This is a genomic window from Pseudomonas alvandae (genome assembly GCF_019141525.1).
GTDB classification, from domain to species: Bacteria; Pseudomonadota; Gammaproteobacteria; order Pseudomonadales; family Pseudomonadaceae; genus Aquipseudomonas; species Aquipseudomonas alvandae.
In genome coordinates this window covers 631809-645478 of record NZ_CP077080.1, presented here as the reverse complement: position 1 = coordinate 645478, position 13670 = coordinate 631809, and the positions used below count along the sequence as shown (strand labels likewise).

Annotated in this window: 10 protein-coding genes; 7 read left to right on the top strand and 3 right to left on the bottom strand. The window is 60.3% G+C overall.

Going from position 1 to position 13670, the window contains the following annotated elements; translation table 11 throughout:
- Window positions 1-24: 24 nt before the first annotated feature.
- A complete protein-coding gene (locus KSS97_RS02865) occupies window positions 25-2475 on the bottom strand; it encodes a glycogen/starch/alpha-glucan phosphorylase (protein ID WP_030141460.1) in 2451 nt (816 codons plus the stop codon).
- A gap of 254 nt (window positions 2476-2729) precedes the next feature.
- Between KSS97_RS02865 and KSS97_RS02860 the strand changes: the two genes are divergently transcribed.
- A complete protein-coding gene (locus KSS97_RS02860; RefSeq protein ID WP_024778075.1) occupies window positions 2730-3167 on the top strand; it encodes a YkgJ family cysteine cluster protein in 438 nt (145 codons plus the stop codon).
- A 223-nt stretch (window positions 3168-3390) separates the two neighbouring features.
- Here the strand turns inward: KSS97_RS02860 and typA are convergent, their stop codons facing one another.
- Both typA and thiI read right to left on the bottom strand, forming a co-directional pair.
- Window positions 3391-5211: a translational GTPase TypA gene (typA, locus tag KSS97_RS02855; RefSeq protein ID WP_030141461.1), complete on the bottom strand. Its 1821-nt coding sequence runs from the start codon at window positions 5209-5211 to the stop codon at window positions 3391-3393.
- 134 nt (window positions 5212-5345) lie between these two features.
- The gene (gene thiI / locus KSS97_RS02850) at window positions 5346-6800 is read right to left on the bottom strand and encodes a tRNA uracil 4-sulfurtransferase ThiI (RefSeq protein ID WP_030141462.1); all 1455 of its coding nucleotides are present in this window, start codon (window positions 6798-6800) and stop codon (window positions 5346-5348) included.
- A gap of 328 nt (window positions 6801-7128) precedes the next feature.
- Between thiI and glnA the strand changes: the two genes are divergently transcribed.
- The 6 genes from glnA to ntrC all read left to right on the top strand — a co-directional run bounded on the left by glnA (window position 7129) and on the right by ntrC (window position 13324).
- Window positions 7129-8535 carry a type I glutamate--ammonia ligase gene (gene glnA, locus KSS97_RS02845; protein WP_030141463.1) on the top strand — a complete coding sequence of 469 codons (1407 nt, stop codon included), beginning with the start codon at window positions 7129-7131 and terminating at the stop codon, window positions 8533-8535.
- Window positions 8536-8656: 121 nt separating this feature from the next.
- Window positions 8657-9214 (top strand): chorismate mutase, encoded by a 558-nt coding sequence (locus KSS97_RS02840; protein ID WP_217861054.1) that lies wholly within the window; start codon window positions 8657-8659, stop codon window positions 9212-9214.
- Window positions 9215-9409: 195 nt separating this feature from the next.
- A complete protein-coding gene (locus tag KSS97_RS02835) occupies window positions 9410-9928 on the top strand; it encodes a DUF4124 domain-containing protein (RefSeq protein WP_217861053.1) in 519 nt (172 codons plus the stop codon).
- Window positions 9925-10551, top strand: coding sequence for a DUF4124 domain-containing protein (locus KSS97_RS02830; protein WP_217861052.1), 627 nt, complete (start codon window positions 9925-9927; stop codon window positions 10549-10551). Before KSS97_RS02835 ends, KSS97_RS02830 begins: the two co-directional genes overlap by 4 nt.
- A 254-nt stretch (window positions 10552-10805) precedes the next feature.
- Entirely contained in the window at window positions 10806-11891 is a 1086-nt protein-coding gene (glnL, locus tag KSS97_RS02825) for a nitrogen regulation protein NR(II) (RefSeq protein ID WP_030141467.1), read from the top strand.
- Window positions 11888-13324: a nitrogen regulation protein NR(I) gene (gene ntrC / locus KSS97_RS02820; RefSeq protein WP_030141468.1), complete on the top strand. Its 1437-nt coding sequence runs from the start codon at window positions 11888-11890 to the stop codon at window positions 13322-13324. Before glnL ends, ntrC begins: the two co-directional genes overlap by 4 nt.
- The last annotated feature ends 346 nt before the right edge of the window (window positions 13325-13670 follow it).

Sequence of the window (13670 nt, the reverse complement as noted above, 5' to 3'; positions counted from 1 at the left end):
CTTCGCTCACATTTCTTGCAACGTTTACTCCAGCGCCTTCCAGATGTCGGTGGCGTATTCGCGGATGGTCCGGTCAGAGGAGAACCAGCCCATGCGCGCGGTATTGAGCACCGCCGAGCGCCACCATTGCTTGGAGTCGTGCCACTTCTCTTCGACCTTGGCCTGGGCGTTCCAGTACGCGTCGAAATCGGCACAGACCAGGAAGCGGTCGTAATCCACCAGCGAATCCACCAGCCCGGTGTAGCGCATCGGGTCATCCGGCGAGAAGACGCCACCACGAATCGCTTGCAATACATCGCCAAGGCGATGGGACGCGGCGATGTCCGGCGCGGCGCTGAATTCACCGTTGCGCTTGCGCGCTTCCACCTGCTCGGCGGTCAGGCCGAAGATGAACATATGGTCACCGCCGACACGCTCGTGCATTTCCACGTTGGCGCCGTCCATGGTGCCGATGGTCAGCGCGCCGTTGAGGCCGAACTTCATGTTGCTGGTGCCCGAGGCTTCGAAACCGGCCGTGGAAATCTGCTCCGACAAGTCCGCCGCCGGGATGATGCTTTCGGCCAGGCTGACGTTGTAGTTGGGCAGGAACACCACTTTGAGCAAGCCGCGCACGGTCGGGTCGTTGTTCACCACCCGGGCGATGTCGTTGGTCAGCTTGATGATCAGCTTGGCCTGGTGATAACTGGCGGCGGCCTTGCCGGCGAAGATTTTCACCCGCGGCACCCAGTCCACTTCCGGCTCGGCACGAATCGCCTGGTACAGCGCCACAGTGTGCATCAGGTTGAGCAACTGACGCTTGTATTCGTGGATCCGCTTGACCTGCACGTCGAACATCGCCGCCGGGTTGACGGCGATGCCCAGCCGCTCGTGGATCAGGTAGGCCAGGGCTTTCTTGCTGTGCAGGCGCTGTTCGGCGAACTGCTTGCGAAACGCCGGTTTGTCGGCGAACGGCTCCAGCTCGATCAGGCGCTCCTCGGGATTGTCGAGCACGCTCGGGCCAAGGGCGTCGACCATCATCGAGGTCAATTCGGCGTTGGCCTGGAACAACCAGCGGCGGAAGGTGATGCCGTTGGTCTTGTTGTTGATTCGCTCCGGATAGAGCTTGTGCAGCTCGGAGAACACCGTGCTGCGCATCAGTTGGGTATGCAACCCGGACACGCCGTTGACGCTGTGGGAACCGAGGAACGCCAGGTTACCCATGCGTACCCGGCGGCCGTTGTCCTCTTCGATCAACGACACCGAGCGCAGCACGTCGAAATCGTGCACGCCCTTGGCCCGCAGCGAATCGATGTGCTGGGCGTTGATCAGGTAGATGATCTGCATGTGCCGGGGCAACATCCGCTCCATCAGCCCCACCGGCCAGGTTTCCAGGGCTTCGGGCAGCAGCGTGTGGTTGGTGTAGGACAACGTGTCCTGGGTGATCTGCCAGGCCGCGTCCCACGCGACGTCGTAGACGTCCACCAATTGGCGCATCAGCTCGGCCACGGCAATGGACGGGTGCGTATCGTTGAGCTGGATCGCCGCGTGATCGCCCAGGGTCAGCACCGAGGTGTGCATGTTGCGATGGCGGCGCAGCAAATCCTGCAGCGAGGCGGCGACGAAGAAATACTCCTGGCGAAGGCGCAATTCCTGGCCGGCCTCGGTGCTGTCGGCCGGGTACAAGACGCGGGAAATACTCTCGGCCCGGGCCACTTCCGCCACGGCGCCGAGGTGGTCGCCGGCATTGAAGCGCTCCAGGTGCAGGTCTTCCACGGCCCGGGCGCGCCACAAGCGCAGGGTGTTGACACTGGCACCGCGCCAGCCCACCACCGGCGTGTCATAGGCAATGGCGCGCACGGTTTCGGCCGGAGACCAGACCTGACGAGTCTTGCCGTTGTCGTCCGTCACGGTTTCAACGCTGCCACCAAAGCCGATCGGGTAGACCACTTCCGGCCGTTCGAACTCCCACGGGTTGCCGAAATCCAGCCAGTGCTCGGTCTGCTCCTGCTGCCAGCCGTCGACAATCGCCTGGCGGAACAAGCCGTGCTCATACCGAATACCGTAGCCATGGCCGGCGATGCCCAGCGTCGACATGCTCTCCATGAAGCACGCCGCCAGGCGACCGAGGCCACCGTTGCCCAAGGCCGCGTCGGGCTCTAGCAGGCGGATGCGTTCCAGGTCGACACCCAACTCGGTCAACGCTTCGCGGGCGGTGTCCAGCAGGCCCAGATTGCTCAGGCTGTCGTACAGCAGGCGACCGATGAGGAATTCCAGGGAGAGGTAGTAGACGCGCTTCTGGCCCTTGCGGTAGATCTGCCGCGTGTGGTCCATCCAGTGTTCGACCATGTGGTCGCGGGCGGCAAGGGCTATGGCTTCGAACCAATCGTGATCAAACGCATGATCGGGGTCCTTGCCGACGGCATAAGTGAGTTTGGTCAACACGGCGTCGCGAAATGCCGCAACCTCAGCTTCGCGAACAAGTGGTTCTTGAGTCATTGATGAGACCTCGAACGAGCATGGAATTGTCTGAGCCTAGTCGGTCTGACAGACGGTACAGGCTCTTGGTTCGGTGGTTTTTCCTCTGGTGCCGGAGAATCGTCGCCAAGGAATTGCCCATGGACGAATGAATGCAGGGGCCGTGCCGGTACAGGCGGGTTTTGTCGGGACGCAAAAAAAACCGGCAGATGGTCGTTCAAAATTTCACCAGTCCCGGTATGATCGCGCGCCCTGATGCATGCTGGTAAACCGTGATGATGAAGCCCAACCTGATCGCCGCCGCGGAGATCGACCGACTCGATACCTGGGCCAAGTACTCCGCCCCGATGTGCGGTTCCTGCGTGTCGAGCTGCTGTACCCTGCCGGTGGAGGTCAAGATCAAGGACCTGATCCGGATTGGCATCGTCGATGAGTTCGAACTGGGCGACCCGCCGAAGAACATCGCCAAGCGCCTGCAAAAGGAAGGGATCGTCGAGCGCTACAACCAGAAGTCGGAAATCTTCACGTTGCAACGCATGAGCAACAACGACTGCCTGTATCTGGACCGCAAGAGCCGGTTGTGCACCATTTACGAGAAGCGCCCGGACACCTGCCGCAATCATCCACGGGTCGGGCCACGGCCGGGCTATTGCGCGTACAAGCCCAAGGAAGTGGAACGCGAGCGGAATCCGCGGACGTTGGATCGGTTTTGATCTATTGCTGATTCAGCAGCGCCTGAACCGTCGCCATCGCGAGCAAGCTCGCTCCCACAGTTGATTTTCAGCGGATACAGATTTTGTGTCCGACATAAATCCACTGTGGGAGCGAGCTTGCTCGCGATGGGGCCCTACAGGCGCCACATAAAATCCCAGGCACAAAAAAACGCCCCCGGTCTCGCAACCGGGGGCGTTTTTCATTCAGCCGAGGCTAAAGCAATCAGGCCTTGGCTTTCTTGGCGGCGCGGGTACGCTCGCTTTCGTCCAGGATCTTCTTGCGCAGGCGGATCGACTTCGGCGTCACTTCGCACAGCTCGTCGTCCTGGATGAATTCCAGGGCCTGTTCCAGGGTGAAGCGAACAGGTGGAACCAGGGCGATGGTTTCGTCTTTACCCGAAGCACGCATGTTGTCGAGCTTCTTGCCCTTGGTAGGGTTCACGCCCAGGTCGTTGTCACGGCTGTTCAGACCAACGATCTGGCCACCGTAGATTTCCTGGCCGTGCTCGACGAACAGCTTGCCACGCGCCTGGAGGGTTTCCAGGGAGTAGGTCAGTGCCTTGCCGGTTTCAACCGAAACCAGAACGCCGTTCTGGCGGCCGGACATGTCGCCCGACTTCATCACGTCGTAACGGTCGAAGATCGAGGTCAGGATGCCAGCACCGTTGGTCAGGGTCAGGAACTGGTTACGGAAACCGATCAGACCGCGAGCAGGGATGTTGTATTCCAGGCGTACACGGCCCTTGCCATCCGGCACCATGTTGGTCAGGTCGCCCTTACGCAGGCCCATCTCTTCCATCACCTTGCCCTGGGATTCTTCCGGCAGGTCGATGGTGACGTTTTCGAACGGTTCGTGCTTCACGCCGTCAACCAGGCGGATGATCACTTCCGGACGACCTACAGCCATTTCGAAGCCTTCGCGACGCATGGTTTCGATCAGTACCGAGAGGTGCAGTTCGCCACGGCCGGAGACCTTGAACTTGTCAGCCGAGTCGCCTTCTTCAACGCGCAGTGCAACGTTGTACAGCAGCTCCTTGTCCAGACGCTCCTTGATGTTACGGGACGTCACGAACTTGCCTTCTTTACCGCAGAATGGCGAGTCGTTTACCTGGAAGGTCATGGAAACGGTTGGCTCGTCGACGGTCAACGGCTTCATCGCTTCAACGGTGTCCGGGTGGCACAGGGTGTCGGAGATGAACAGCGAGTCCATGCCGCTGATGCAGACGATGTCGCCGGCAGCCGCTTCTTCGACGTCTACACGGTGCAGACCGTGGTGACCCATCAGCTTCAGGATACGACCGTTGCGACGCTTGCCATCGGCGCCGATAGCCACGACTGGAGTGTTCGGCTTGACGCGACCACGGGCGATACGGCCAACACCGATAACACCCAGGAAGCTGTTGTAGTCCAGTGCGGAGATTTGCATCTGGAACGGACCGTCACGGTCGACTTTCGGCGCAGGTACGTTGTCGACGATCGACTGGTACAGCGGGGTCATGTCTTCAGCCATGTCGGTGTGGTCCAGACCGGCAATACCGTTCAGGGCCGAGGCGTAGACGACTTTGAAGTCCAGCTGTTCTTCGGTGGCGCCCAGGTTGTCGAACAGGTCGAAGATCTGGTCCAGGACCCAGTCCGGACGCGCGCCTGGACGGTCAACCTTGTTGATGCACACGATCGGACGCAGGCCGGCTTCGAAGGCCTTCTTGGTCACGAAACGGGTTTGCGGCATAGGGCCGTCCTGGGCGTCGACCAGCAGCAGCACGGAGTCGACCATCGACATCACGCGCTCTACTTCACCACCGAAGTCGGCGTGGCCCGGGGTGTCCACGATGTTGATGTGGTAGCCGTTCCAGTTGATGGCGGTGTTTTTCGCCAGGATGGTAATACCGCGCTCTTTTTCCTGGTCGTTGGAGTCCATCACGCGCTCGTCGTTGAGCTCGTTGCGCTCCAGGGTGCCGGATTGACGCAAGAGTTTGTCTACCAGGGTGGTCTTACCATGGTCAACGTGAGCAATGATGGCGATGTTGCGTAGATTTTCGATCACTTGTGTATCTCGATCAGAGGATTCGGTGTGCTGACAGGTCGTGGCAGCGATTTACAGTAGAGTCCGACAGTTACAGCGTGTCGGCGGCGTCGGGGGGCCGGTGACGCAGGCCACAGGCAAACAGCCCCGGGCACTTAGCTCGGTCGATAAACGCGCACATTGGCATGCCCCTCACTGAGCAAATGGTGGGCATGCAGGCGACTCATCACGCCTTTGTCGCAATACAGCAGGTACTGGCGAGTAGGGTCCAGTTCCTTGAAACGCGCGTTCACTGCATAGAACGGCATCGTTTGTACCTCGACGCCGGCGACGCTCAGCGGGTCGTCTTCAGCATCGTCCGGATGACGGATGTCGATGATGATCTGACCGGCCAGCGCTTCGCCGACTTCTTCAATCTGGATGTCCTGGCCCAATTCGTCGATGACCCGATCGATCGGTACCAGCCTGGCGTTCTCGATCGCGCGTTCGAGTACCGCCATGTCGAATTCTTTCTCTTCGTGTTCCACGCGACCGCGCTTGGCCGCCGTCTTCGGATTGACCGAGATGACCCCGCAATACTCCGGCATGTGCCGGGCAAAATCAGCGGTGCCGATCTCGTTGGCCGTGTCGATGATGTCCTGCTTGTGGCTGGCGATCAGCGGACGCAGCACGAGTTTCTCGGTCACGCAGTCGATCACCGACAGGTTCGGCAGCGTCTGGCTCGATACCTGGGAAATCGCCTCGCCGGTCACCAGCGCGTCGATGTGCAGGCGGTCGGCGATGCTCGTCGCGGCACGCAACATCATACGCTTCAAAATGACGCCCATATGACTGTTATCGACTTTGCCGAGAATCTCGCCCAGGACTTCTTCGAACGGCACGCTCACAAATAACACGCGTTGGGAGCTGCCGTACTTCTTCCAGATGAAGTGCGCCACTTCCATTACGCCCAATTCGTGAGCACGCCCGCCGAGATTGAAGAAGCAGAAATGGCTCATCAGGCCGCGACGCATGATCTGGTAGGCGGCGACGGTGGAGTCGAAACCACCGGACATCAACACCAGCGTCTGCTCCAACGAGCCCAGCGGATATCCGCCGATGCTGTCGTGCTGGCTGTGGATCACGAACAACCGCTGGTCGCGAATCTCGATGCGCACTTCGATCTGCGGGTCTTTCAGCGAAATACCGGCGGCGCCGCACTGCCGGCGCAACTGGCTGCCGACATAACGTTCCACGTCCATCGAACTGAACGGGTGCTTGCCGGCGCGCTTGCAGCGAACCGAAAAGATCTTGCCGGCCAGCGCATCACCATAATGGAGCATGCATTTGGCGAGGATGTCGTCGAAGTCACCCAGCGGGTATTCGTCGACCTGCAGGAAATGCGCGATGCCTGGCATGCAGCTCAGACGCTCGGTCATTTCCTTCAGCAGCTTGGGTTCGCTGACGCGGGTTTCCAGTTCGAGGTTGTCCCACACGCCATTCACCACCACGGCCGGGTCCAGGTCACGGAGCACGGCACGGATGTTCTTGGCCAACTGGCGGATGAAACGCATCCGTACCGGGCGGCTCTTGATGGTGATCTCGGGGAAGACTTTTACGATTAGTTTCATGAAAACAGCGCGCGAACGGCCAGCCGAAAAAGGGGGGCGCGGATTATAGCGGAAATTGCTCAAGGTTTAACCAGTTAATGTGCAGATGGTTTTACATGCACCAAAACAGGTCATTATCGATTGACGGCGCCACATTGCAGTGCGTTATTGTCCGACAATCTTGGATTTGCGCCTTTAAAAGCGTGGATTTGGTGCAAAAAACCCATGGTGGGGCACTGGCATGCAATTTGCTCCCTTGTGAGGCAGGTTGCCTTGGCAGAGTATTCGCGCCGGCATCACCCATATCTAAGGGCACTCCACTACCCGCCCGAAGCCACCCGGAGGACATATGTCGAAGTCGGTTCAACTCATCAAAGATCATGACGTCAAGTGGATTGATCTGCGCTTCACTGACACCAAAGGCACTCAACATCACGTGACCATGCCGGCCCGTGATGCACTGGACGACGAATTCTTCGAAATCGGCAAGATGTTCGACGGTTCCTCCATCTCCGGCTGGAAAGGCATCGAAGCCTCCGACATGATCCTGATGCCGGACGACAGCACTGCCGTCCTGGACCCGTTCACCGAAGAGCCGACCCTGATCCTGGTCTGCGACATCATCGAACCTTCGACCATGCAAGGCTATGACCGCGACCCACGCGCCATCGCCCACCGTGCCGAGGAATACCTGAAGTCCACCGGTATCGGCGACACCGCTTTCTTCGGTCCAGAGCCCGAATTCTTCATCTTCGACTCGGTCAAGTTCAAGTCCGACATCTCCGGCTCCATGTTCAAGATCTTCTCCGAACAAGGTTCGTGGATGTCCGACCAGGACGTGGAAGGCGGCAACAAAGGCCACCGTCCAGGCATCAAGGGTGGCTACTTCCCGGTTCCACCGTTCGACTTCGACCACGAAATCCGTACCTCCATGTGCAACGCACTGGAAGAAATGGGCCAGACCGTCGAAGTTCACCACCACGAAGTGGCGACTGCCGGCCAGAACGAAATCGGCGTGAAATTCAACACGCTGGTGAAGAAGGCTGACGAAGTACAGACCCTGAAGTACTGCGTACACAACGTTGCCGACGCCTACGGCCGCACCGCGACCTTCATGCCGAAGCCTCTGTACGGCGACAACGGTTCGGGCATGCACGTGCACATGTCGATCTCCAAGGACGGCAAGAACACCTTTGCTGGCGAAGGTTATGCCGGCCTGTCGGACACCGCCCTGTACTTCATCGGCGGCATCATCAAGCACGGCAAGGCCCTGAACGGCTTCACCAACCCGTCGACCAACTCCTACAAGCGTCTGGTGCCAGGCTTCGAAGCCCCGGTGATGCTGGCCTACTCGGCTCGCAACCGTTCCGCCTCGATCCGTATTCCTTACGTGAACAGTCCGAAAGCCCGCCGTATCGAAGCGCGCTTCCCGGATCCGGCTGCCAACCCATACCTGGCCTTCGCTGCACTGATGATGGCTGGCCTGGACGGTATCCAGAACAAGATCCACCCTGGCGATGCCGCTGACAAGAACCTGTATGACCTGCCGCCTGAAGAGGCCAAGGAAATCCCACAGGTTTGTGGCAGCCTGAAAGAAGCCCTGGAAGAGCTGGACAAGGGCCGTGCGTTCCTGACCAAGGGCGGCGTATTCAGCGATGACTTCATCGACGCTTACATCGCACTGAAAAGCGAAGAAGAAATCAAGGTTCGCACCTTCGTACACCCACTGGAATACGAGCTGTACTACAGCTGCTGATCCAGTAAGCGCCGCCACGCACGGCGTGAGTTAAAGAGAGGCCTCCTTCGGGAGGCCTTTTTTATGGGCGCAGGTTACGTGCATGATGATGCGCCGCTTCCCTCACAAGACGAGATTGCCAATGACTTCCCGCTTGAAGATTTGCCTCGCCCTGTCTGCAGCACTGCTGTGTTCCACAGCCGAGGCCAACAACGCCCCCGAAGCCCTGACCCCGCTGCTCAATGCCATCGGCGAACGCCTGCTGATCGCCGATCAAGTGGCGCTAAGCAAGTGGGACAGCGGCAAACCCGTGGAAGACCGACAGCGCGAACGCGAAGTCATTGCCGCCGCCGTGGCCCAGGCGCCGATCTACAAGCTGAGCGGCGAAACCGTGGAAACGTTTTTCGCCGCCCAGATAGAGGCCAACAAATTTATCCAATACGTCAACTTGTCCGACTGGGCCCTGGAGGGCAAGGCACCGGATCTGCCACGCCCGGACCTGGTGGGCGAGATCCGCCCCAAACTCGACCGCCTGCAAAAGCGCCTGCTGCAGCAACTGGCCGACTTCGCGCCCTACCGCACCGACCCGCAGTGTCCGCAATGGCTGGCCCGTGCCACTCACCACAACAAGCAACACCCGATACACCGGCTGGCCCTGATCCGGGCAACCGCCGGGCTCTGTATCTCCCCGAAATCCTGAGCTACCCCACCTCCCTTTGTGGGAGCGGGCTTGCTCGCGAAAGCGGTGTGTCAGCTTGCATCAATATCGACTGCGCCGCCGCCTTCGCGAGCAAGCCCGCTCCCACAGAGGATGTAAGCAGCACAACAATTTGGGCCAGCCATCCACCCTGGCCTATGCTGCACCCATCACTTTTAGTTTTCGGTCGATTTTTCCATGGGTCGCAGTTTTTCAATCCTGCTCTTATTGCTGCTGGCGCTGCCCGCCGCCGCGCAGATCTACAAATACACCGACGCCGACGGCAACACCGCCTACAGCAACCAGCCCCCCGACGGCGTGCCGGCCCAGGCCGTGGAACTGCCGCCGCTCAACAGCGTTGAACCCCAGGCCCCGGCCAATCCCGATACTTCCCCAACGCCAGAAAACACCAACGCGCCGCGCAAAGCCTACGAGCTGTTGGAGCTGACCGACATCCCCACCGAAGAGGCCCTGCGTGCCAACAACGGCACTTTCACCGTCAGCGTTAGGTCGCAACCACGCTTGCAGAGCCCACATCTGTTCAGGTTGCTGCTCGACGGCCAGCCTTACGGCCAGCCGAGCAACGTGCCGCGCCTGCAACTGGTGAATATCGATCGCGGCGAGCACAGTCTGGCGGTCCAGGTAATCGACGAGGAACGTCTCGTGCAGCAGAGCGAAACCGTCACCTTCACCGTGCAGCGAGTGCACCTGCCATGATTCGCCCGCTGGTCGCCCTTGGCCTGTTGCTGATCGCAATGCCTGGCCTGGCGCAGGTCTACACCTACATCGACGCCCAGGGCAATCGCGTCTTCACCGACCAGCCACGCCCCGGCAATGCCAGGAAAGTACAACTGCCGCCCGGTAATCGCATGCCGACACCCGCCGCCGGCATCAACTCGACAACGCCGGTCGAGCCGCCACAAGCCGAGCCCTTGTTCCGTTACGAGATGCTCCGGCTGTTGATTCCCGAACCGGACGCCACGATACGCAGCACCGCCGGGGAGTTGATCGTCACCGCGACCAGCGAACCTGGCCTGCAAAGGGGCCACCGCTACCGTCTGCTGCTGGACGGCAAGCCCACCGCAGAGCCGGGGCCCAGTCCGGTATTTGCCTTGAAAAACATCGACCGGGGCACTCACCATCTGGCAGTCGAAATCCTGGATGAGCAAGGCCGTATCGTCGAACGCACCGCCAACCAACCCTTCCACATGCAACGCATGTCCCTGGCGCAGAAGCGCCGCGTCAAGCCCTGCGCCATAGCCGACTATGGCCAGCGTCCCGAATGCCCCCTTGCTGAAAAACCCGAAGAAGAAAAACCCAGCATCCTGCCGTTCTTCTAAAGCCGCCCAGGGCCGCGCACTATATTGGTGCAATACGCTGCACGCTACCCAGTTTCAAATCCCATTTTGGTTCGAAAGTACCCGAAAAAGCTGGCAGAACGCCACGCAACTGGGCGAAAAATGGCCTTTTGAGGCTCTAAACGCTTCTTTTCGGAGCCTTGGTTTGGTTTTTGCATTTTGCTGGTATCAGCGCATTAACCGCGCGCGCGATTTGGGGGCCTGCCCTCGATCGCTACGCTTTAAAAGAGGTCCTGATGACCATTAGCGACGCACTACACCGCTTGCTGCTCGACAATCTCACCACCGCGACCATCCTGCTCGACGCCGAACTGCGCCTTGAGTACATGAACCCGGCGGCGGAGATGCTCCTGGCCGTCAGCGGCCAGCGCAGCCATGGGCAGTTCATCAGCGAACTGTTTACCGAGTCCGCCGAAGCGCTCAATTCCCTGCGCCAGGCCGTGGAACAGGCGCATCCGTTCACCAAGCGCGAAGCGATGCTAACCGCCCTGACCGGCCAGACCCTGACCGTCGACTACGCCGTAACGCCAATCCTGAACAACCACGCGACGCTGCTGTTATTGGAAGTCCATCCCCGTGATCGCCTGCTGCGCATCACCAAGGAAGAGGCGCAGATCTCCAAGCAGGAAACCAGCAAGATGCTGGTGCGCGGCCTCGCCCACGAGATCAAGAATCCGCTCGGCGGCATTCGCGGCGCGGCACAGCTGCTTGCCCGGGAACTGCCGGAAGAGAGCCTCAAGGACTACACCAACGTCATCATCGAAGAAGCCGACCGCCTGCGAAACCTGGTGGACCGCATGCTCGGCTCGAACAAGCTGCCGTCGCTGGCGTTGTGCAACGTCCACGAAGTCTTGGAACGCGTCAGCAGCCTGGTCGAAGCCGAAAGCCAGGGCTGCATCACGTTGGTGCGCGACTATGACCCGAGCATTCCCGACGTCTTGATCGACCGCGAACAGATGATCCAGGCGGTGCTGAACATCGTGCGCAACGCCATGCAGGCCATCAGCAGCCAGAACGAGCTGCGCCTGGGTCGCATCAGCCTGCGCACCCGAGCCATGCGCCAGTTCACCATCGGCCACGTGCGCCATCGCCTGGTGACCAAGATCGAGATCATCGACAACGGCCCGGGCATTCCCCAGGAACTGCAGGAAACCATCTTCTTTCCCATGGTCAGCGGCCGCCCGGACGGTACCGGGCTGGGGCTGTCCATCACCCAGAACATCATCAGTCAGCATCAGGGCTTGATCGAATGTGAAAGCCACCCCGGCCACACCACTTTCTCGATCTTCCTGCCACTGGAACAAGGAGCCACATCGACATGAGCCGTAGTGAAACCGTGTGGATCGTCGATGACGACCGTTCTATCCGCTGGGTCCTGGAAAAAGCCTTGCAACAGGAAGGCATGACCACCCAGAGCTTCGACAGCGCCGACGGGGTGATGAGCCGCCTGGCCCGTCAGCAGCCGGACGTCATCATCTCCGACATCCGCATGCCCGGCGCCAGTGGCCTGGACCTGCTGGCGCGGATTCGCGAGCAGCACCCACGGCTGCCGGTGATCATCATGACCGCCCACTCCGACCTGGACAGCGCCGTCGCGTCCTACCAGGGCGGTGCGTTCGAATACCTGCCCAAGCCGTTCGATGTCGACGAAGCCGTGTCCCTGGTCAAGCGCGCCAACCAGCACGCCCAGGAACAACAAGGCCTGGAAGAAGTGCCGGCCCTGGCCCGCACGCCGGAAATCATCGGCGAAGCGCCGGCGATGCAGGAAGTGTTTCGCGCCATCGGCCGCCTGAGCCATTCCAATATCACCGTGTTGATCAACGGCGAGTCGGGCACTGGTAAGGAATTGGTTGCCCACGCCCTGCACCGCCACAGCCCGCGGGCGGCGTCGCCGTTTATTGCGTTGAACATGGCGGCGATCCCGAAGGACCTGATGGAATCCGAGCTGTTCGGCCATGAGAAAGGCGCGTTCACTGGTGCCGCCAACCTGCGACGCGGACGTTTCGAGCAAGCCGACGGTGGCACGCTGTTCCTCGATGAAATCGGCGACATGCCCGCTGACACCCAGACTCGCTTGCTGCGCGTACTGGCCGATGGCGAGTTCTATCGAGTGGGCGGTCATACGCCGGTCAAGGTCGATGTACGGATCATCGCCGCGACCCACCAGAACCTGGAAACGCTGGTCCACGCCGGCAAGTTCCGGGAAGACTTGTTCCATCGCCTGAACGTGATCCGTATCCACATCCCGCGCCTGGCGGACCGTCGCGAAGACATCCCGACCCTCGCCCGGCACTTCCTCGGCCGTGCCGCCCAGGAACTGGCGGTCGAGCCCAAGCTGCTCAAGAACGAAACCGAGGAATACCTCAAGAACCTGCCATGGCCCGGCAACGTCCGTCAGTTGGAGAACACCTGCCGTTGGATCACGGTGATGGCGTCGGGTCGCGAAGTGCATATCAGCGACCTGCCACCGGAACTGTTGAGCCTGCCACAGGATTCGGCGCCGGTGACCAACTGGGAACAGGCCCTGCGCCAGTGGGCTGACCAGGCGCTGGCCCGCGGCCAATCGAGCCTTCTGGACAGCGCCGTGCCGAGTTTCGAACGCATCATGATCGAAACCGCCCTCAAGCACACCGCCGGCCGCCGCCGCGACGCCGCCGTGCTGCTGGGCTGGGGCCGCAATACCTTGACCCGCAAGATCAAGGAATTGGGGATGAAGGTTGATGGTGGGGATGATGATGAGGGGGATGAGGGCTGATCAGCCTTTAACCCTTCGCTGAACTTGAAGACCCATTCGCGAGCAGGCTCGCTCCCACAGCTTTTGTGAGCGACACAAAGCCACTGTGGGAGCTTGCTCCGGGCGGCGATCCGACGAAGCTTTTAAAACTTTGTGCACCGCTTCAATGCACGGCGAACCGCAATCGCTCAGGCGCCACAAGCCCGAACCCATCGGACCATTTCGAAAAAACCAGCCCCCACAAAGCCAAAAGCCCCGGATTACGGGGCTTTGCGCATCTACAACAATATTTTTGTGACAAGCCATTTAAAACTGGCACGCCCCCTGCAATAGCTAGATCACTACCCTGTTTTGGGGACCTTGGTAC